Origin of the sequence: Streptomyces sp. NPDC096132, from assembly GCF_044763345.1 — a bacterium.
In the GTDB taxonomy this organism is placed as follows: Bacteria; Actinomycetota; Actinomycetes; order Streptomycetales; family Streptomycetaceae; genus Streptomyces.
Window position 1 is genome coordinate 41796 of the sequence record NZ_JBIWGA010000031.1, and the last position, 20405, is coordinate 62200.

Genomic DNA, 20405 nt, shown 5'->3' on the forward strand with positions numbered 1-20405 from the left:
CTCACTCACCCCCGCGACGGCGGGTCGACGGGACGTACGACGAGGCGGCCGCGGTGCAGGTTGTCCCCGAGGCTCCCGTAGGGCCGCAGTGGCGTCCACACCACCCACTGCACCTCGGGTTCGCCCGCCCCCCGTACACCCTTGACGGTCTCGGCGACGGTGCAGTCCTTCAGGCTGTCGCGCCGCAGCTCGCCCAGGGGATCGACGATCACCTGGTACTTGGCGGCCCTGGCCAGCGGCACCAACAGCCGGGACACCCGGGTACGCCACGCGTACCACCAGCTGTCGGGGGCCGCGGGCCGCGCGTGGACCAGTCCGCCCAGGACCATGTCCAGCTTGTGCGCGGCGCCGAGCCGGTTGTCGTGACTCCACCCGTCCTGCTGCAACCCCTGTCCCGCGGAGCGCAGATGGCCCAGCAGCGCGGCCCGGTAGGCGTCGCGCGCCTCCTGCCCGACGAGGCTGCCCGGCTGCTCGTCGTGGACGAGCGCGACCCGCAGGTCGGGGTCCAGCTCGACCAGCCGCAGGGCCTGGTCGGCGCGGGCCGCCCAGGCGAGCCGGGGATCCTCGGCGTCCAGCGCGCCGGTCTCCTCCGGTGACAGGGCGAGTTCCCGCAGGATGTCGGGGGCCACCCGGGCGGCGGCCTCCGCCGGATGGACGAAGTCGAGGGGCAGGAGCTGGGTGTCGCACAGGCCGTCCGGCAGGGCCGGGATCACGGCATCGGGGTTCCCGGAATCCCGTTTCCCCACGGCGAAGCCCTCGTCGGCCGCGGTTTTCCCGGCCCGCTCCCGCCATGTGGTCCGGGCGTCCTCGGGCAGCCGGAGCAACGCCATGTGGAAGCGCCGCCACAGGTCGGCGACCTGCTCCGCGGAAGGCCCTGCCGCCGCACCGAGCCGCCTCTTCCCCGGCTGCGGCCCCAAGTAACGTACCTGCTCCCGCCAGAGGTCCTCCTCGAGACGGGTCAGCGCGTCCACGAGGCCCCGATGCGGGTCGTCTGCCGGGCCTGGTGCGACACCGGGCCCTGCCTCCAGCAGGACAGGGTCCGGCTCGGGAACGGGTGCCGGGGCCGGTTCGGGAACGGGTGCCGGTTCCTGTAGCTGTTCCTCCTCGGGTACCGGGTCCGGCGGGTCGGGCGTCTCCTTCGCCAGGCCCTCCGCACCCGCTTCGCCGGCCGTGTCCACCGAGGCAACGCCCCTTGCGGCGACCTCGTACAGGGCCCACTGCAGTTCGCTCCGGACCCGGTCGAAGTTCTCCAGGGCCGTGCGGGGGTCGGTGCGATACGGCTCCTCGTGCACCGGCAGGGTGCTGAGGGACTGCCAGCAGTCGGACAGCGCGGTGAAGAGGACCCGGCCGGACTCCGAGGGCGAGTCCAGGACGGTGGCCGCCGCTTCGGCGAAGCCGGTGAGCAGCGCGGTGAGATCGCGCCGCGGCCCGCCCGCGTCCACGTGGTGCATCAGTGCCTCCCGCTGTTGGGGTCCCAGTGGTGGTTGAACCTCGTGGTGGGCCGGTCCATCCGCTCGCGCAGCACGCGCCCGGGGAACTCCTCGACCTGGCGCAGCGACCCGGCGGGCAGGTAGGGAACGACGCCGCGGTGCACCCGGAGCCGGCCCCGGGCGTCGAGGGTGGCGTGGTGCTGACCGTCCTGGACGGCGGGGAGGTATCCGAGGTGGACCGGAGCGCCGTCGCCCGGGTCGAGGAAGAACTCGTAGGTGAAGGTGCCGTTGGCCTCTTCGGGCGGCACGGTGATGGGTGCCCGGCGTCCCGGCTGGGGCAGCTCGTGCAGGTCGAGCGTCTCGTGGAAGGACTCCGGGAGATAGCCGGTCGGCGACACCGCCGCCTCTCCGTCCACCGCGGTCGTGGGAGGGAACACCTCGACGAACCGTCGTTCGCCGCTCTCGTCGTCCGTGCCGGCGCTCACGCAGATCCGGCCGGGCACGGAGCAGCTGGGCACGTCCGGGTCGAAGGCGAGTCCCGGGGCCGCGCCGTCCAGTTCGAGTGCCCGTCCTTCGACGAGCAGCCGGGCCGGGCCGTTGCACAGCAGGATGTGCGGGACGAGCCGGTTGTCCAGTTCGAGCTGGTAGCGCACGCCGCGTTCGCTTCCGCTCGGCGGGCGCCACACGGACGGCGAGGGGGTGAAGCCCTCCGCGCTCGCCGCGAGGGCCAGGTCGAACGCGCCCCATTGCAGGGAGTCGCCCGGTCCGATGTAGCGGTGGATGCCCAGGACTCGGCTGAGCGGGTTCCAGTCGGTGCGCACCCCGAGGCGCCCCGAGGTGTCCAGTTCGACGTACGGGTCGCCGGCCCGCAGCAGCGGGATGACGCGCTCCATGTGACCGCGCGGCCCGAAGTCGGCCGGCAGGCTGGAGAACAGCCCCTGGAGCCGGATGTCGAGATCGCTCAGCCGGACGGTGGCCTGGGTGCGTCCGCCGTTGACGTGGTTGTGCTGGATCTGTCCGGAGAGGTTGCGCACGGCGTGCGCCCAGGCCGCGCCGAGCGAGGTCGCCCGCTTGGCGTAGGGCGTCTCCGTCAACAGCTCGGTGGCTTCGAGCCAGCCCAGCGCGTCCTCGCCGTCGCCGTCGCTCTCGTCCTGCCGCAGCGCCGCCTCGACCTGCTCCTTGAGCAGCGCCATCCGGCTGGTACGGCCCGACAGCACCACCTGGTCGAGCCGCGGCTCGGGCAGTTCGGGCAGGCCCTGCTCGCGCCGCCGCGCGTTCTCCTCAAGGATGCGCCGGAAGGAGCTGCGGACCAGGTCCGCGCCGAGCGCCGCGGCCCGCCGCAGCACGGGCTGGACGAGTTTGGCGAACTGCCGGGCGTCCAGGGTGATCGCCTCGCGCACCTCGCTGAGCCGGTGCGGAGCCGCGTTGAGGATGTTCGCGACCTTGTCGGGCTCCAGAACGGCCTGTGCCGCGCCGGCCGCCCCCAGTTCGCGCTTCTTCTGTTCGGCGAGCCGCCACAGCATGTCGAAGCGGTTCTTGCGTTGGCTGCGCTCGACCGGGTTCTCGACCTCGGCCCAGCCGGTCGGCAGCGCCTCCGCGAGGATCCGGCCCACCTCGTCGGAGACGATGGTGTCGAGCTCGTCCGCGGCCTGTTCGACCACTGTCTCGGCGTAGCCGCGTCGGCGCCTGTCGTCGGTGTCCGGGTCCGGTGCGGCGCCTTCCTCGCCCGCGGCGAGACCGTCTCCGTCCGGTCCGGGGCGGCGTGCCGGGGGCTTGAGTTCGTCCACCAGCCTGGCCTTGATCCAGTAGAAGACCTGGAGCGTCAGCAGGTCGCCGCCGAGCCGTTCGTGGCCGGTGGAGCCGAGCAGTTCGGGTTCCAGCCGGTAGTCGCGGCCCGCGACGAATTCCTGGTCCGGGGCGAGTTCGGGGGTCTGGTCGACGAGTGTCAGCCGGAGCAGCGCGATGTCGGTGGTGCCGCCACCGATGTCGATCACCAGCATGAGGCGTTGCCAGGTCGGCGGGTCGTCCCCGACCCGACGGCAGCGCGAACGCAGCGCCTCCAGGCCCGCGTTGAGGTTGTCGGTCAGGTCGCGCATGAGGAAGAACAACCCGGCCGCGAGTCCCTCGTCGTAGTCCATCACGACGCGCGGGCCGCCCAGCGCCGCGCGGACGAGCTTGCCCAGCTTCTCCTTGACCTCGGGCAGCACGGTCGTGGGATAGGTCACCACGACCGTGGCGATGCGGCTGATCGTCTGCAGCACGGGGTCGTACGTGGTCTGTTCAGCCCCGTCCACCAGCAGCAGGTACATGTGCTGGGCGAGATGATCGGCGGACAGGTCGGAGCCCACCACGGGTTCGGGCGTGAGCTGAAGTGCGGCCCGTTTGATGCCCGTCAGGTTCCCGTACAGGGCGAAGCGGCGGGCGGCGGGATGGGCCGGCTGCTCGCCGTCCGGGTACTCCGTCTCGCGCAGGGTGCTGGTGGGGGCCGTGGTGAGCTGGCCGGAGTCGTCCTGGTAGTGGACGGGGTGCAGTCCGTGGCGCTGCAGGGGCGGGGTGCCGATGACTCCGGCGTAGGCACGGTACAGGCGCTGGTTCAGCCAGTGTTTGACCTCCGGGACGGACTGTTCCCGCAGGGCCTCCACGCGCAGGGTCAGTGCGTCGGCGACGTCGAGGTCGTGCACCCGCGCCAGTGCGTCGGCGCCGAGGATCTCCGTGCCGCGGCGCGGCAGCGGGAGTTTCGCGGCCAGGAGGGCGTCGACGTCCTTCCGCCACTCGGCGGGCGCGTCCGGGGGCGGTGCGAGCAGTTCGGTCAGGTGGTCCGCGAGGGAGCCGGACTGGGCCGCGTCGACCAGGCGGGCCTTGATCCGGGTCGGGTCGTACAGGGTCGCGGTCGACGCCGTGGTCCCGAAGTCCACGACGACGAACTCGTGTTCGTGGGTGGTGCTCGTGACGTCACGCAGGACGAGGAAGTCGGTGTCGTCCTCCAGCGGCGGGGGCGGGCCCGGCACCTCGCCCGGTGGTGCGAACTCCAGCAGCACGCGGCCCCGTGCGGTGCCCGCGTGGTCGTCGGAGGCGAAGTCCACGCTCCACAGGACCTCCAGCCGCGGCCACTCCTCGCCCGGTGCGGGCGGGGACGCGGCGTGGTGCACGAGGGCGGTCGGCAGCGGGGTGTCCGCGGACAGCTTGCGCGGCCCGTCCACGGTGAGGGAGGTGTACTCCTGCGGGACCCAGCAGTCCACCAGGGCCTGGGCGAGGTGGGCCGGCACCAGTGCGCCGCTGGGGGTGATGACCTCGATGCGTGCGGGCAGGTGGACGGTGACCATGCGGCTGCCGCCGCTCTGCTCCTCCGGCTGGAGGAAGACCTCGGGCAGGACGATGCCGTCCGGTCCGGCGTGCAGCCGGAACTGCCGGCGGCCCAGCGGAACGACACCGGAGACCGGGCCGCCGGGCGGGACGTCGAAGGCTACGGTCAGTTCGTCGCTCATGTCACTCGGCGCTCCAGTCTCGGATCAGGGTGTCGAGGGGTTCTTCGTGCGGGACCTCGTCCGCTGCCGTGACGTCACCGTCCGGGCCGGTGGAGCGCGGCTTGCGGGGCGGGCGGATCTCGCTCTCCAGGGGCAGGAACTTGGCGGCCTGCGCGTAGAGGCCGATCAGGTCCTTCTCGATACGGCCGAGTGCCTGCCCGAGGTGCTCCGTGACGAGCCGGGCCGCCGCGTCGGCCGTGTGCTGACGCAGCTGCACGACGAGCAGGGGGTGACGTTCACGTTCCTCGGAACGCTGGTCGTCGAGCCTGGGCATGCGGTGGTGCCAGGGCAGGGCGTGCGGGGCGCGCATCGGGAACCGGTTCTCCTGCTCCTGCGGCGTCGGCCCGGGCACGATCATGAGTTCCTCGATCTGCGGCCGTACCCCGTCCGGGTTGAGCGCGGTCCACAGGTGCTGCAGCTGCCGGATGGCCGGCCCTTCACTGCCGCGGAGCCGGACGAAGAGGTCGCCGAGCAGCTTGTAGGACTCCGGGTCGGCCATCCACTCGCGCAGGGGCCCGAACTCGTCCTGCCAGTGCGCCGCCCAGCCCTCCAGCCAGACCCGCAGTTGTTCCTGTCCCTCGGCCGCGCGCCGGTCCACCAGGCCGCGGAACCTCTCCAGGAACGCGCTCGTCGCGTCCGCCGAGTCCTCGGCCGACGCGGAGTCCTCCGTCGCCGTGGCGGACTGGCCCGGCATGGGCAGCAGTTTGATGCCGGTGCTGGACGGCGGCCTGCTGCGCGGTACCAGGTGATGACCGTCGCGTTCGGCGCGGCCCAGGAGTTCCTGCCACTCCCGCCAGTCGAAGACGTCGTCGCGCACCGAGGCGGCGACCTCCTCCCGCTGCGGCGGCCGTCCGCCGAGGTCCGCCGCCGAGGGGGCGTCGTCCGGACCGTCCAGGTGACCGACGGTGGACCTCAGTTGGTACAGCATGGGCAGGATCCGGCCCAGCAGTTCGCGGAACTCGCCCATCCTCGCGGCGAGTTCGCGGTATTCCTCCGGGGTTTCCGTGCCCCTGGCCCGGCGCAGGTGGGAGCGCAGCACACCCAGCTCGCGCCACAGCTTGCGGTGCGAGCTGAGCGCGCGCTCCAGCTTCTGGTCGAGGCCGTGCTCCTGTACGTGGTTCTCGACCAGGCGGCGCAGCCGTTCGATGCCGCCGTCGCTGTCGTACGCGCGCAGCCGGTCCGTCCACGGGTTGGCCTCGTCGGCCCGGCGCAGCCGGCCCGCGATGCCCTCCCAGCGTTTGGTCCCCGGTGGATCGAGGTCCGCCAGCGTCTTGCGGATGCGTTCCCTGGTCTCGTCGGACGTCCGGGTGTACGGCAGTTGGTAGGCGCGGATCGCGGCGACCGAGGAGACGACGACGATCCCGTTCTCGCGGTGCTGCACGAACTTGTTGCCGTAGACATGGATGCCGTTGATCTCGGCGGAGTGGGCGAGCAGTTGCCGCAACGGCAGCGGTCCGTCCGGTACGGCTCGCAGGGCCGGCGGCCCGACCAGGTCGAAGGCGTTCGCCGCGACGAGGGCGGCGCTGGCCAGCGCCTGGGGCGTCCGGCCGTCGGCGGTGAGCATGTCCCAGAAGGCCGAGGCGCCCTTGGACTCGGGGCGCATCGCGTTGATGACGAGCAGGATGGTGTGGACGGACACCATCTCGCGCCGGCTGAGGAAGGTGTCGCGGCCGGCCGAGCCCGCGGCGTTGATGCCCGGGAAGTCCAGCAGCCGTACGGGGGTGTCGTCCGAGATCAGCCCGGCCAGGTCCCAGTGTTCGGGGGACACGGTCACCTTCACGGTCACCGTCTCCACGAGCGGGAAGGCTCGGCGCATGGCCTCCCTGGCGGTGTCCCGCCCGGGGTGCCTGAGCTGGGCCATGTCGAAGGGCCGTACCAGCCGCTTGGGCGGGCTGTCCGGGGTGCGCTGGGCGGCTTCGAGCGTGAGCGCCTCGTCCATCACGCCGGTCTTGACGCCGACCGGCTTGCCGAGCAGGTCGCGCTGGCTGAGGGCCGCGTCGCGGATCCGGCAGAGTTCGGTGACCGCGTCCCGGTACACGGCGCCGATGGCCGCGTGGGCGACCGGTCCGTCCGGGGACGGCCACAGGCGCGGGTACCAGGTCTCGAAGGGTGCCCATCCTCGGGGGTCCGTCACCGGGTTGTACCCGCCGAGTGCGAGACCGGCGCCGAGCTGCGGGTGCCGTTCGTCCAGGGCGCGGACGAGTTCCTCCAGCATCGCGCCCACGCACTCGGCGAGCCTGTGCTCGGTGAGGAAGGTGACCTCCGCGCTGTCCGACTTCTCGGTCGGCCTGCCGGGCTCTCCTCGGGTCAGTTCGAGGACGGTGATGTTCCCGGTGCTCGGGCCGGCCTCGACGGGCAGCAGGTCGGGTTTGCCGAGCAGCGTGCCCAGGAGCAAGGACTTGCCCACCGAGTACTCGCCGACCACGCCGATGGTGACGGGTGCGGCGAGCCGGGCCTCCAGTTCGGAGGCCAGTGCCTGGGCCCGGTCGCGCGACGCGTGCGCTTCCGGGACGTCGGGCATGTCCAGCCTGCTCAGCATGGTCAGTGTCGCTGTGGTGAACTCGCGTAGTTCGGCCAGGGTCGGATTCTTCTTGAAGGCGGTCACAGTGCTCCACGCTCCGTTTGGCTGTGGTGGGTGCGGGGTGTCGGCGGGGCCGGTCACTGCTGGAGGAAGAACAGCTCGATCCGTGCCGTCCCCGACCTGATGCGGTAGCCGCTGTCGTGATAGCCGCGGATGATCTTCTTGTCGTACGGCGGGAAGAACTGTGGTGCGATCTTCGGCAGCAGCCGGGCCACGGCGGTGGCGTAGACGTCGCTGCGGCCGGTGTCGACGCCGCCTCCGGAGCCGTGGACGGTCGCGAAGACCATGACGAACGCGGCCGTCCGTCTGCCGAATCGCGCGATCTGCCGGTCGACCTGGCGTCGGACCGAGGCGACGGCGCCCGCGGACCCGGCGATCACCGCGTCGGCGTCGGCCGCCACCGTGATCGACTGTGTGGTGGGGTCCAGTCCGGCGGGCCGTGGTGTGCGGGTGGCCGTGGGAGAGGAGGTCGGTCCGGGGCTGCGGCTGCCGCCGGACGTGGGGAGCGCGCTCGGCGTCCGCCCCGCTTCGTCGATCCCGTCCGTCGTCCCGGTCTGGCTGCCGAGGACCACCAGGAGCAGGACGAGCAGCAGATCGGCGAAGAGCCATCCCGCGAGATACGGCGTGGGGGGCCGCCCGGGCCGCCTCACCGGGGTGTCTCCTGGCCTCCGTGGCGGGGTACGCGGCGTCCGGCGCCGTTGGAAGCGGCGTCCGTGGTTCCCGCCGGCGGAGGCGGCGGCTGCTGCACGGCGGTGGCCGGGGCACCGGCCGCGGGGGCTTCGGCCGTCCGCCGCGGGGCGGGCGGGGCATGTCCGTCGTCGCCGCTGCCCGCCGCCGGAGTCTGTGCCGCCCCGGCCGACGGCGCGGGCCGGGAGACCCGGTGTTCCGAGGCGTCGGGCGCCCGGCCGGGACGCTCGGCGGTCTCCCGGAGGCTCCCGGTGACCCGGCGCAGGACCTCCTCGAACTCCGCGAGCGTGGCGCGCAGTTGTTCCTCGGCCCGGTCGTGTCCCCTGCGTAACTGCTCCCGCTCGCTCTCCCGGGCGGTCATCGCGACCTGCAACTGGGTGATGCGGTCCGAGAGTTCGGCGGAGACCTCGCGGACCTCCCGGCGCAGGGAGGAGGCCAGGGCGGCGACGGCCATGTCGTACGCCGTGCCGATCCGGTCGGCTCCGTCCGCGGCCGACGCCTCCAGGGCGGAGGGCAGTGCGGCCATGGTCCCGTCCAGTCCGCGCACCGTCGAGGTCAGCATCTGCGACGACTCGGTCATGGAGGCACCGCTTCGGTCGAGCGAGGCGCGCGCGTCGGCGCCCACGCGTTCGAGCAACGCCGCCGCCTGCTCGGCGACGGCCTTCTCGCGCGCCTCCGCGGCGGAGGCGGCGGCGTCGAAGCGGGCGGCGACGAAGTCGCCCGCCGCGCCGATCCGGTCGGCGGCGGCACGGCCCGCCTCGGCGACCGCGTCGCGCAGCAGGGTCACCGAGCCCGCCAGGCCACTGTTGATGTCGTGGGCTCCGCGGGCCACCGCCTCCGCGGCCATGGCCGCCCCCTGGACGGCGACCCGCACCTCGGAGGCACCGGAGCGCAGAGCGGCGAGTGCGGACTCCATGGTGGTCAGCGCCTGCGCGGCCCGGCCCACCGCGCCGTCGGCCTGCGTGACGACGGTGCGGGCTCCCGCCTCCAGGCCCGCGGCGTGCGTGACGAGGCCGCGCAACTGCACGGCCGCCTCCTGGAGTTCCTCGGTGAAACGGCGGGGTGACGCGGCCGCGGCACGCGCGGCGAGTGCCTCGGTCTGGGCGAGGGCGCCGGACAGCCGCCGGGACAGCACCAGCCGCTCGCGCTCGTCCCGTTGTTCCCACCGCTGGCGCAGCAACGTCGTGGTGGCGAGCGCGGCCAGGGACAGCACCGTCCACAGGGCCATCATGTCGAAGCGCAGAAAGGGCCACAGGTGCCCGTCGAAGCCCTGCTGCCAGAGTGTCAGGAAGGTGCCCTCGGCGTCGCTCCCCTGCTCCTTCATCCTGCGGTTCGCCCACGTGGCGGCACCCAGCCCCACCCAGGTGATGAGCAGGGGCACGAAGACCAGGACCGTGGGCAGTGCCCCCAGCCGACGTCCGCGGCCCCCTCCGTCGGCGAGCGCGTCGGGCCCGCCGTAGGCGGCGACCAGGCTGCCTCCGGCCCACACCTCCAGGTCCTTGTCCCGGCGTACGGCCGCGGCCAGTTCCCGTAGTGCGGTGGCGTGCGGGGCGAGTCTCGGATGACTCGAGAGTTCCGCGAGTTCGTCCGCCAGAGCGGTCGGCCGGCGGTGCGTGGGCCGGTCAGGTTCCACGTACGCCGCCGTACGCCGCTGCGGCCGGAACGGATTCCCCGCGCCAGGCTTCACCCCGCACCTCCCCCTGCGTGGCCGACTCTCACCCGTCCACTTTCGGACCGGCGGTGCGGCCAGATGTGGTCAGGTGACGCTTTCGCGGCAATCCGCCGGAGCAACTCCGGTCGGGTGCACAGGGGTTGGCTCAGCCCGCGTCGGAGAGCGCACCCTCCTCACCGGACCCGGGTGGTACGGGGTCCACGGCGGTCGAGGGCAGCGGTCCGGCTCGTTTCGGACGCGGTGGCCTGGGTCGGCCCTGACCGGCGAGTGGCTCGGAAGCATCGGCGACCGGCATGCCGCTCTGGCCCGCTATGGCCCGCAGGATGTCCTGATCGCGGATCACCACCATGCGGTACTTGGTCGTCACCGCACCGGCCGCCCGCAGGCTGCGCAGGGCACGCTGCACGCTCGCCTCGGACACACCGGCCAGTGCCGCCAGGTCCGCGTGGGTGAGCGGCACGTCGATCCTCAGCCCCTCCGGCACGGCACGGGCGTAGCTGCGCACCAGGTTGTCCAGTGCCCGGGCGAGCCGGACGGCCGCGCTGCCGCTGCTGCCGTCGATGCGGTACCGGGTGGCGCCGCGCAGTTTCGCCAGGACGCAGCGCTGCACGATGTCGGCCACGCCCCTGCGCTCCCGCAGGAGTTCACGGAACGCCGCGCCGGTGAGTGTGCGCGTGATCGTCGGGCGGGCGGCGATCACCGTGGCCGACCGCGGCTGACCGTCGAGCGCGGAGATCTCCCCCACGACCTCCCCTCTGACCCGCAGCGCGAGCAGCGTGGTGCCTCCGTCCTCGGCGACGCCCACGACCTTCACACAGCCGTCGAGGAGCAGCAGCACGGAGGTCTCGTGGCTTCCCTCCCTGATGAGGACGTCACCGGTGTCGTACCGCACGATGCGCCCGAGACTCAGCAGGGCCTCCCGGTCGCCGGGGTCCAGATGGAACATGAAGGTGCCCTGCGGCCACCGGCCGGCGGCATGGGCTCTGTCTCCGGGATGAGCAAACACGAAAGTCCCCCCTCGCCCCTGACCGGCCGCAACTCCCCAGGCGGACGGCGTAGGTTGGTGAGGAAAATAGCGCATGAACCGCTTGTATGAGCATCAGACGGATGAGTTAGCACATACAACCGATTTCCTCTGTCGGCGAGTGGCCTGCTTCGCCCAGCATCCCGTCACTTGACCACTTTCCCCGAGCACGACCCGGTCACCATGGCGCCATGGCCGCACCCGCCGCCGCCCGAAGGAGACCGATGGACTTCGTCATGCTGGGCCACCGCGGCGTCGGAAAGACCAGCTACATGGCGCTGATGTACGCGGCCATGCGGGACGGGATCCACGGGTTCGGCCTGGGCGCCCGGGCGGCTGCCGACCACGAAACCCTCACCCGCGCCGCCGAGGCCGTACTGGCCGGACACCCTCCGCCCCGGTCCGAGGACCTTGCCGTTCTCGAACTCGTCCTGCACTTCCGCGAGCGGGAGGTGGTGCCGTTGCGCTGGCACGACCATCGGGAGCCCGCTCCCGGCCCCGGCGGGGACCGGCCGCTCCGGCAGGCCGTCACCGCCGACGGGATCGTGCTCTTCGCCGAGGCCCCGCAGCTTCTCGGCGACAGCGCGTACCGCGCCGAGATGCGCCGGACGGCAGGTCGCCTGCGGCAGGCCCTGGCCGAGCGGGGACGTCAGCTCACCCCGGTCGTCCTCACCTTCACCAAGTGCGACCTCGTCTCCTGTCCAGTGCTGCCCGGAATGGTTCCCACGACCCTGCTGGCGGACCTCACCGCCCCCTTCTCCGACCTCGTCGACGCGGTGGCGGCCACCGAGCATCTGCGGGGTGCCATCGCCCTCGTCTCCTGCGGGCCGGAGCCGGTCAACATCACCGTCCCCGTCCTGTGGTCCCTCCATCACGCCATCGCCGGCCGCGGCCTGGCCCTGCAGACGATGTGCTCACCGGCACGCAGACTCACCCCGCTGACCGGGCCCGCGGCCGAGTACGCCCGCCTGGCACCCCTGTTCGACCCGGCGGACCGACTGGCCGTCCTGCTGTCCCGGGTACCGAGCTTCTGACGGACCGCCCGTTGCGAGACCAGGACCCGGTGCCCGTCGCCGACCCCGAGGACCCCCTCGCCGAAGACGTCGTCCGGCCCTCCGAACGCCCACCAGCGCACATGCGCGGCCTCCAGCCGCACCGGAACCGTGCCGATCCTCCCGTCGTAACCGCAGAAGGCACACCGGTACTCGTAGGCCGCAGCACCAGCTCCCGCATGCCACGGTCGCGCCGGCACCGCCGTACGGTCGAGAGCTCCGCGGTCTCCGCCGGCTCCGGCTCGAGGCCGACGACCTCGCACAACTCACCGTGGAAGGAGGGCGGGAAGTGCAGCTCGAGCAGCAACCGCGCCATCCGCGCGAGTAGTTGGGGCTCCCGCCCCAGAACGGCCCGGAGGTCCGGAGCCAGTCGCCCCGTGGCACCCGTCGCCCGCAGATCGCAGATCGAGAACCTGACCCAGGACGCGCAGGCTGGGGGGCACCGCCAAGTACTACGCCTGCGGCGCGTGCTTCGCCGCGATCGGGGTGTTCTTCATGGTCATGGAGGCCGTGGCGTGATTGCGGCTCCGCGGTCAGGCCGGAAGGGCGGCCTTCTCCCGGGCCGTCGCTTCGGGCGGGATGCGGTGCAGCCCCTTGTGGTCGTAGAGGCGGGTCATGCCGAAGCCGAAGAGGAGCGCTACGGCCAGGCCGACGGCGAGCATGACCCAGCCGCGGGTGAGACCGGCGGCGCCCTGGGCGTCGTAGTAGAGGATCGAGCGGACGCCGCCGGTGATCTGCCGCAGGGGTTCGAACTCCGCGAGGCCGCGGTAGAAGCCGGGCAGCGCGTGCAGCGGCGTGGTCGCGCCGGCCGTCGGCACCGCCATGGCGATGTAGAACAGCGTGACCAGCAGCATGCCGGGCGTGCCGAAGACGGCCAGGAGGGTGAGCGCGCCGATGCCGCACACCGCGATGGCGGCCACCGAGTACAGCCACAGCAGAGGCAGGTGCGAGGCGTGCATGTCCATGATGCCGACGGCACCGAGCAGGACGAGGCTGCCCATCACCAGGGACAGGCCGAGCATGATCGTGCTGCTGATGGCGAGGGTCTGCACGCGTGTGGCGCGCAGCAAAGGACGATGGATGCGCAGGGGGCCCATGTCGTTGTGGGTGTAGCCCAGGGCGTGGTCGACCTGGCCGCTGATCACGTTGGCGGAGAGCATGCCGCAGACGATCAGGACGAGCGCGTAGTAGAACGCCGTCAGCCCCATGCCGTCGTGCGCGTCGAGCGGATGCCCGTCCTGCACCGTGACGGCCGCCGGGTCGGCCAGCAGCACGCTCGCGGCCGCGGGCAGCTCGACCTTCTGGGCCTCGACCCGGGCCGTCAGCTGCTTGCCGATCTGGAGGGAGGACGCTTCGGCGGCCCGGGTCGTCGCGGCCCGGGCCAGACTCGAGCCGAGACTGCCGGCGGACTGGTTCGTCAGTACGGTCAGGGTCGGCCGCTCGGGTGTGCCGCCGCCGGTGGTGCTGGTCAGGTCGGCCACGGATGCGCTGAAGTCGGCGGGGACGACCAGCGCGCCGAACAGTTCCCCCTTCCCGAGTTCCTCCTCGGCCTCCTGCCGGCTCATCACCTTCCAGTCGATCTTGTCGCCGCCCGTGGTCGACTTCGTGACCGACCGGGTGATCTGCTCACCCAGGTTGAGCTCCTTGCCCCCTGCCTCCGCTCCCTTGTCGGCGTTGACCAGGCCCACGGGCAGTTTGTGCAGATGATCGGCGGGATCGATGTTGGCACCGACGTAGAACACGGTGAACAACAGCGACAGCAGACCGACGATCACCCCGTTCGCGATCCACAGCTTCGGCACCCGCAGAACGCGGAAGGGATGAATGGTGTTCAACAGTCACTCCGGTTGATTCGACAGGGGGCAGAGCGGCGAGCGGAAGGTCACTGCCCGAGTTGCTGGTACATCGCGGCCAGGTCCCCGGACAGTGCGCCCTTGGCCCAGCGGGTGATGTCGTCGGCGAGCACCTCGTGGGCGTCCGCCTCGACGCCGTCGAGAGCGGCGGTGGCGATGTCGTGCGGAGGGGACTTGGGTGCGTCGATGCCCTCGGTCATGTCGGTGTCGACGTAGGCCATGTGCAGCCCCGTGACCCGGATCCCACGGGGTCGCAGTTCCAGGCGCAGGCTGTTGGTCTGTGACCACAGGGCGGACTTCGAGGCGCTGTAGGAGCCGCCGTCGGCGAGCCACGACAGCACGGAGTGGACGTTGAGGAGGTGGCCGCCGCCGTTGCGTTCGATCACGGGCGCGAAGGCGCGGGTCGTGAGCAGCGGGCCGTAGAAGTTGACCTCGAAGTCCCGGCGCACGTCGGCGACCGGCGATGTGAGGTAGCGCGCTCCGGAGGCGACACCGGCGTTGTTGATCAGGACGGTCACGTCCTGCGCCTGCGCTGCCGCCGCCGCGACGGATGCGGGGTCGGTGACCTCCAGGGCTAGCGGCACGGCGTCGGGGTGGGTCACCGTGCGCGGATCGCGGGCGGTGGCGTACACCTTGCGCGCACCGCGCGCGAACAGTTCCTCGACGAGAGCCCGGCCCACGCCCCGGCCGCCACCGGTGACCAGAGCGACAGAGTCCTTGATCGCGGTCATTTCCCTCTCCCAGATCTTCCAGAACTTGGAAACCGATCGGTTTCACTCCGCCAAGGTAAACCGATCGGTTTCCTAGTTCAAGCCCGTCCGACTTCCACGACCAGCAGATTTCCCTTAAGCTAGGTAGACCTACCTACCTAGTTAGCGGGATGTGTGATGACTGACAGCGGCGTGGACACGACGGGGTCCGGACGGCGGCGGCCGGCCCGGGAGCGGCTGCTGGCCGCGGCGGCCCGCCGCTTCTACGCCGACGGAGTGGCGGCGACCGGCATCGACACGATCACGGCCGAGGCCGGCGTGGCGAAGATGAGCCTGTACAACAACTTCTCCTCCAAGGCGGACCTCATCAGGGCCTACCTCGACGCCCGGCACGAGGAGTGGCTCGGTCTGTACCGGGCCCGGCTGGAGCAGGCCCAGGGCCCCCGCGAGGGCGTCCTCGCGGTCTTCGACGCCTACGCCGATCACGCCGCCTTCGCCTACGAACACGGCTTCCGCGGCTGCGGCCTGCTGAACGCCGCCGCCGAACTCCCCGCCGGGGACGAGGGCCGGACCGTGGTGCGTCACCACAAGGAGGAGGTCGAGCGCCTGATCGCCGGCCACCTGGAGCAGCTGCTGCCCGGACGCCCCGACGACGTGCGCGAGACGGCCGAACATCTGGCCTTCCTGTTGGAGGGCGCGACCGCGCGGGCCGGTCTGGAAGGCGACGGCAGCCGGCTGCGGCACGCCCGCTCGATGGCGGCGGCCCTGCTGGACCGACTGTGAGCCGGCCCGGACGCGGCAGGTCCGCGGGAATGGGGGCGCTGTGCGTGCTGGCGGCGTCGGTGCTGTGGGGTACGACCGGTACGGCGGCGACCTTCGCACCGGATGTGGGGCCGCTCGCCATCGGGGCCGTCGCCATGGGCCTGGGCGGACTGCTCCAGGCACTCGTCGCCGGTCCGCTGATCGCCCGTCACGCGTCCCGGCTGCGCGAGCGACCGGGCACGGTGCTGCTGGGCGCGGTCTCGGTGGCGGTGTATCCGCTGGCGTTCTACAGCTCGATGCGCCTGGCCGGGGTCGCCGCGGGCACCGTGGTGTCGATCGGCACCGCTCCCCTCGCCTCGGCGGTGATCGAGCGTGTCATGGACCGCCGCCGGCTGACGCGGCGCTGGACCCTCGGAGCCACCCTGGGACTGTCCGGCACCGTCCTGCTGTGCGTCGCCGAAGCGACCCACGCTCCCGGCGACGCCGGGCGGTCGTCCATGGCGGCCACGCTCCTGGGCGTGGGCCTCGGGCTCGTCGCCGCCACGACCTACGCCCTCTACTCCTGGGCGGCACACCGGCTCATCACCGGGGGGATCCGCTCGCGCGTGGCGATGGGCGCGATCTTCGGACTCGGCGGACTGCTCCTCCTGCCCGTGCTGGTGGCCACCGGCGCCCCGCTCGTGAGCTCCTGGTCCAACGCGGCCGTCGGCGCCTACATGGCCGTGGTGCCCATGTTCGCCGGGTACGTGCTGTTCGGCTGGGGGCTGGCCCATGTGGCCGCCAGCACCGCGACCACGCTGTCCCTGCTCGAACCGGCCGTCGCGGCCCTGCTCGCCGTACTGGTCGTCGGGGAACGCCTGCCCGCCGTCGGCTGGACCGGCATCGGACTCGTCGTCACCTGCCTGGCCGCCCTCACCGCGCCGGCATCCCTCCTCCGCCGGCCCGGCCGAGCGGTGGCGCGCGTGGCCCAGGCAACGCAAAACCGGTCGGTTTCCGATCGGGCGGCGGGGAGTTAGCCTCTACGCATGACCACAGGGGCGAAGCGGAGTTCACGTGACCGTCTGCTGGACGCAGCGAGCTCACTCACCTACCTGGAAGGTGTCAACATCGGCATCGAAGCGCTGTGCAAGGCCGCCGGGGTGTCCAAGCGCTCGATGTACCAGCTGTTCGACAGCAAGGACGAACTCCTCGCGGCCAGCCTGCGACAGCGGGGCCCGGCGTACGCGGCGGCTCTGCTGCCCGCTGCCGACGACGGACGTCCGCCGCGCGAGCGGATCCTGCACGTGTTCGAGCAGCTGGAGGAGCAGGCGGCTGCTCCCTCCTACCGGGGTTGCCCCTATCTGGCCGCCCAGATCGAGCTGAAGGACGCGGAACATCCGGCGAGCCGTGTCGCGAGGCAGGCCAAGCAGGCGCTGGCGGACTTCTTCCACGCGGAGGCCGTACGGGGCGGCGCCACGGATCCCGATCTGCTGGCCCGGCAACTGATCATGGTCTTCGACGGCGCCAGCGCCCGTGCCGGCATCCAGGCGGACCCGGCGACGGGACTGGCCGTGGCGACCGTCCTCACACTCCTGGACGCCGCAGGGCTGCGGTGACCACCACCGGACCGATCGGCGCCGGCCGACCCCACCGCAAGCCCGCCGACCCCGCACGGGTCCGTCTTGCCGCGGCCGTCGCCGCGGTGGTGACCGTCGGCGCGGGGCTGGGGCTCAGGGCCGCGACGGCGGGGAGCGTGGCCAAGTACGGCGGGGACGCGCTGTACACGATCCTGCTGCTCGCCCTCGTGGTCCTGGTCGCGCCACGGGTGAGGCCCCTGGCCGCCGCCGGGACGGCGCTGGCCGTCAGTTGGGGAGTCGAGTTCCTGCAGCTCAGCCGGATGCCGGCCGAGCTCGCCCAGCGAAGCACCCTGGCCCGCCTCGTCCTCGGCTCCACCTTCAACGCGCCCGACCTCCTCTGGTACACGGCCGGCGCCGCGGCAGGCCTGCTCGTGCACCGCGCCCTCATTCGTCATCGACGAGGAGCTGGTTGAACACGTTCAAAAACTCTGGTTAGAGTGATCCCGTGGGGAACGGAAGCAGGTTGCGCGGGTGGGCGTTCGGGGGTGTGGTGTGCGCGTTGTTCGTGCTGACCGCGTGTGCCGGCCCCTACCAGTACTACGGGGGCACGGGCCTCCACGACGCCACCGCGGCCGAGGCCGCGGGGACTTGGGCGAATGTCGACGAGACGCGGCTGACACTGCGCCGCGACGGAACGGCCCTGGTGAGCCGGCTCGACGGTGCGACATTCGACTTCGACGACGGCTGGCGCCTGAGCGGCACGGGGACGTGGAAACTGACCGACGACTCCGACGGACAGGAAGTCCACGTCACCCTGACGACCCGCACCGGGGTCGACACCCGCGCCAACGCCGACACCGACCGGTCGGCGGTCGACCTCCAACCCCCGTCGACGTACACCTGGCACTTCTACGTGGACCGCGACGACCGGGACGCGCTGGTGCTGTTCTTCCTCTACGGCGATCCCGACGTCGGAAACACGTACGTGATGTCGCGCGTGTGACAGCACCGGTTTCTGTCGGGGAGGGTCAGACGGCGAGTTCCTGGGCGGAGCCGACTGGCAGCCAGTGGAACTGGGTGCGGACGCCGACGGGCGCCTTCGCCAACTCGGTCTCGATGGCCTCCCTGCCCTCGTGGAAGTGCGACCATCCCTCGTAGTGGACGGGCAGGACGGTGTGCGGGCGCAGCAGGTTGCACAGGTCGACCGCGCGGGGCGCCGTCATCGTGTAACGGACCGGGCCGGTCAGGGGGAAGCGGACACCGCCGAGGTGCAGCAGTACCGTGCCCACGTCCAGGCGGTGAGCCACCTCGCGTACACCGGCGTACAGGACCGTGTCCCCGGAGATCCACAGGGCGCCGTGTCGCTGGCCCTCCCAGCGCAGGGCGAAGCCGGTCACGTCGCCGACGAGGGGACGGGACAGGGGCGGGCCGTGCCGGGCGGGGGTGGCGGTGACCTCGATCGTGGGGCGGCCCGGGGTCTGCAGGCGCCAGGTCGTCCACGGAGCGAGGCCGCGGGCGTTGCCGCCGAGGCGGCGTGCGCCGGACGGTGTGGTCAGGACGGTGCCGGCGGTGGGCAGCAGGGCGCGTCCGGCGGCGTCCAGGTTGTCGGCGTGGTGGTCGTGGGTGAGCAGCACCGCGTCCAGGGGCGGGAGTTCGGCGGGGTCGACGGCCGGGCCCGTGGTCTTGCGCGAGGAGGTTCCCCAGCCGAAGGAGTAGCGGCGGCCGGGCGGGTCGAAGGTCGGGTCCGTCAGCAGACGCCACCCCGCCGCCTCGATGAGGGTGGTCGGGCCGCCGATGTGGGTGATGCGGGCCTCGGTCATGCGCGGGTTCCTTCCCGAAGTCCGGGGCGGCCGGATCGCCGCCCCGGACGTGCGGCCTACCGGGTGTGCGAGAGGGCCCAGTCGAGGGCCTGGTCGGCGACCTCCTCCCAGCCGGGCGCGGCGGGCAGCAGATGCGGCATCCCCGGGATCTCCTTGACCTCGGTGACGGTGTTCGACTTGTAGTGCCGCGCGTTGGACTGCTGCACCTTGGGCGGCATCAGGTGGTCCTTCTCGCCGGAGATGAACAGCAGGGGTGCGCGGTCGTCGTTGTGGTAGTTCACGTAAGTGCTCTGGTGGCCGGGGCGCAGGGTGGCCAGGGCGCTGTCCCAGAAGATGGCTCCGGAGGCGGGGATCGCGTACCGCTCGTACAGCGCCTTCGACTCCTCCTCGGGGAAGGTGTTGGTGAAGGCGTAGTGCCACTGCTCGGCGGTCAGGCCGACCGCACGGTGCCGGTTGGCGGGGTTCTTCAGCACCGGGAAGGCCGCCTTGATCTGCGTCAGCGGTACGACCGCGACGCCTTCCGTGGGCGCGGAGCAGATCGCCACCCCGGCCGCGCCGAGGCCGCGGTCGAGCAGGAGCTGGACGAACACGCCGCCGGCGGAGTGGCCGATCAGGACGGGCGGCTTGTCGAGGCCGCGGACCAGGGTCTCCAGGGTCTCGAGGATCTGGTCGACGGTGACCTTCTCGATGGCGGTGGTGTCGGCGTTGAGGGCCTCGACCTCGACCTCGAAGCCGGGGTAGGCGGGCGCGAGGACGCGGTAGCCGCGCTGCTTGTAGTGGTCGATCCAGTGTTCCCAGCTCCGGGGGGTCACCCAGAAGCCGTGGACGAGGACGATGGTGTCCGGAGTGCTCATGGCTGCGCTCCTCGGTCGGGGGTCAGCGGGTGGCGCGGTACGCGGCCTGGATCTGCCGTACGACGGTGTCGGGCCGGGACATCATCACGACGTGCGACGCGCCCTTGGCCTCGACGGTCCTGCTTTTCGCCCGCCCGGCCATGAAGTGCTGGAGGGCCGGTGGGATGACCCGGTCGGCGCCGGCGACGACGTACCAGGACGGCAGGCTCTTCCACGCCGGTACACCGCTCGGGGCGGACAGTCCTCCGAGACTGCCGGGCCGCTGGGAGGTCGCCATCACGCTGGTGGTGGCGTGCGGCAGGTCCTGGGCGAAGACGTCGTGGAACTTCGCCGGATCGATGTAGCCGTCGACGTCGTTCCCGCCGGGCAGCGGGCGAGTGGTCAGCGCCCGTTCCAACTGGCTGCCGGGGAACGTCTTGGCCAGTTGCAGCGCGCTCTCGCCCTCGTCGGGCGCGAAGGCGGCGACGTAGACGAGGGCCTTGACGTGGGCGTGGCCGCGGGCGGCGTTGGTGATGACCTCGCCGCCGTAGGAGTGGCCGACGAGGATCACCGGGCCGGAGAGGGTGGCGACGACGCTGGAGACGTACGCGGAGTCACCCGCCAGGTCGCGCAGGGGGTTGGCCGGCGCGATGACCTGGTGCCCTGCCTTGAGGAGCCGGGCGGTGACGGCGTTCCAGCCGGACGCGTCGGCGAAGACCCCGTGCACGAGGACGACGGTCGCTCCGGTGCTGCCGCCGGTGCGGGCGCCGGCCGCGGCGGGCGCGGCGGCTGCGGGTGCGCCGGTGCCGAGCGTGAGGGCGCCGCCCGCCGCGATCAGGCCGCCGAGCACACGGCGGCGGGGATGGCCTTCGGGAATCATCGGGTGGTTCCTTCCGGGGTC

General features: G+C 72.2%; 16 protein-coding genes and 1 pseudogene. 5 read left to right on the plus strand and 12 right to left on the minus strand.

The genetic code is table 11. From position 1 onward, the window contains the following. Window positions 1-5: 5 nt before the first annotated feature. The 9 genes and pseudogenes from ACIRF9_RS43970 to ACIRF9_RS44010 all read right to left on the minus strand — a co-directional run bounded on the left by ACIRF9_RS43970 (window position 6) and on the right by ACIRF9_RS44010 (window position 14554). The gene (locus ACIRF9_RS43970) at window positions 6-1451 is read right to left on the minus strand and encodes a hypothetical protein (RefSeq protein WP_403834676.1); all 1446 of its coding nucleotides are present in this window, start codon (window positions 1449-1451) and stop codon (window positions 6-8) included. Further along, on the minus strand, window positions 1451-4915 hold the full coding sequence (locus ACIRF9_RS43975) for a hypothetical protein (protein WP_403834679.1): 3465 nt from the start codon (window positions 4913-4915) through the stop codon (window positions 1451-1453). Before ACIRF9_RS43975 ends, ACIRF9_RS43970 begins: the two co-directional genes overlap by 1 nt. Before the next feature lies 1 nt (window position 4916). Next, on the minus strand, window positions 4917-7559 hold the full coding sequence (locus ACIRF9_RS43980; protein ID WP_403834681.1) for a hypothetical protein: 2643 nt from the start codon (window positions 7557-7559) through the stop codon (window positions 4917-4919). A 53-nt stretch (window positions 7560-7612) separates the two neighbouring features. Next, window positions 7613-8185, minus strand: a complete 573-nt coding sequence (locus ACIRF9_RS43985; RefSeq protein WP_403834683.1) for a hypothetical protein — start codon at window positions 8183-8185, stop codon at window positions 7613-7615. Beyond that, on the minus strand, window positions 8182-9855 hold the full coding sequence (locus ACIRF9_RS43990; protein WP_403834685.1) for a hypothetical protein: 1674 nt from the start codon (window positions 9853-9855) through the stop codon (window positions 8182-8184). Before ACIRF9_RS43990 ends, ACIRF9_RS43985 begins: the two co-directional genes overlap by 4 nt. Before the next feature lie 184 nt (window positions 9856-10039). Continuing rightward, window positions 10040-10840, minus strand: coding sequence for a Crp/Fnr family transcriptional regulator (locus ACIRF9_RS43995; RefSeq protein ID WP_403834687.1), 801 nt, complete (start codon window positions 10838-10840; stop codon window positions 10040-10042). Window positions 10841-11789: 949 nt separating this feature from the next. After that, window positions 11790-12370 (minus strand): annotated as a pseudogene (locus tag ACIRF9_RS44000) (restriction endonuclease); the annotation flags it as partial. Between the two features lie 133 nt (window positions 12371-12503). Beyond that, a complete protein-coding gene (locus ACIRF9_RS44005; RefSeq protein WP_403834689.1) occupies window positions 12504-13805 on the minus strand; it encodes a YhgE/Pip family protein in 1302 nt (433 codons plus the stop codon). 47 nt (window positions 13806-13852) lie between these two features. After that, window positions 13853-14554, minus strand: a complete 702-nt coding sequence (locus ACIRF9_RS44010; RefSeq protein ID WP_403834691.1) for an SDR family oxidoreductase — start codon at window positions 14552-14554, stop codon at window positions 13853-13855. 156 nt (window positions 14555-14710) lie between these two features. Here ACIRF9_RS44010 and ACIRF9_RS44015 point away from each other — a divergent pair, with 156 nt between their 5' ends. The 5 genes from ACIRF9_RS44015 to ACIRF9_RS44035 are packed head-to-tail and all read left to right on the plus strand — an operon-like array spanning window position 14711 to window position 17854. After that, a complete protein-coding gene (locus ACIRF9_RS44015) occupies window positions 14711-15316 on the plus strand; it encodes a TetR/AcrR family transcriptional regulator (RefSeq protein ID WP_403834693.1) in 606 nt (201 codons plus the stop codon). A 44-nt stretch (window positions 15317-15360) separates the two neighbouring features. Next, window positions 15361-16311, plus strand: coding sequence for a DMT family transporter (locus ACIRF9_RS44020; RefSeq protein ID WP_403834771.1), 951 nt, complete (start codon window positions 15361-15363; stop codon window positions 16309-16311). 9 nt (window positions 16312-16320) lie between these two features. Further along, entirely contained in the window at window positions 16321-16890 is a 570-nt protein-coding gene (locus ACIRF9_RS44025; RefSeq protein ID WP_403834696.1) for a TetR/AcrR family transcriptional regulator, read from the plus strand. Beyond that, the gene (locus ACIRF9_RS44030; protein WP_403834699.1) at window positions 16887-17324 is read left to right on the plus strand and encodes a DUF2809 domain-containing protein; all 438 of its coding nucleotides are present in this window, start codon (window positions 16887-16889) and stop codon (window positions 17322-17324) included. The genes ACIRF9_RS44025 and ACIRF9_RS44030 overlap by 4 nt, the downstream gene beginning before the upstream one ends. Before the next feature lie 32 nt (window positions 17325-17356). Next, on the plus strand, window positions 17357-17854 hold the full coding sequence (locus ACIRF9_RS44035) for a hypothetical protein (protein ID WP_403834702.1): 498 nt from the start codon (window positions 17357-17359) through the stop codon (window positions 17852-17854). 25 nt (window positions 17855-17879) lie between these two features. On the opposite strand, the gene ACIRF9_RS44040 is transcribed toward ACIRF9_RS44035, so the two are convergent. Genes ACIRF9_RS44040 through ACIRF9_RS44050 form a run of 3 tightly spaced genes read right to left on the minus strand, consistent with a single transcriptional unit; the run spans window position 17880 to window position 20384 of the window. Next, window positions 17880-18671 carry an MBL fold metallo-hydrolase gene (locus ACIRF9_RS44040; protein ID WP_403834705.1) on the minus strand — a complete coding sequence of 264 codons (792 nt, stop codon included), beginning with the start codon at window positions 18669-18671 and terminating at the stop codon, window positions 17880-17882. 56 nt (window positions 18672-18727) lie between these two features. Continuing rightward, window positions 18728-19525 (minus strand): alpha/beta hydrolase, encoded by a 798-nt coding sequence (locus ACIRF9_RS44045; RefSeq protein WP_403834708.1) that lies wholly within the window; start codon window positions 19523-19525, stop codon window positions 18728-18730. Between the two features lie 22 nt (window positions 19526-19547). Continuing rightward, a complete protein-coding gene (locus tag ACIRF9_RS44050) occupies window positions 19548-20384 on the minus strand; it encodes an alpha/beta fold hydrolase (RefSeq protein ID WP_403834711.1) in 837 nt (278 codons plus the stop codon). Window positions 20385-20405 lie beyond the last annotated feature (21 nt).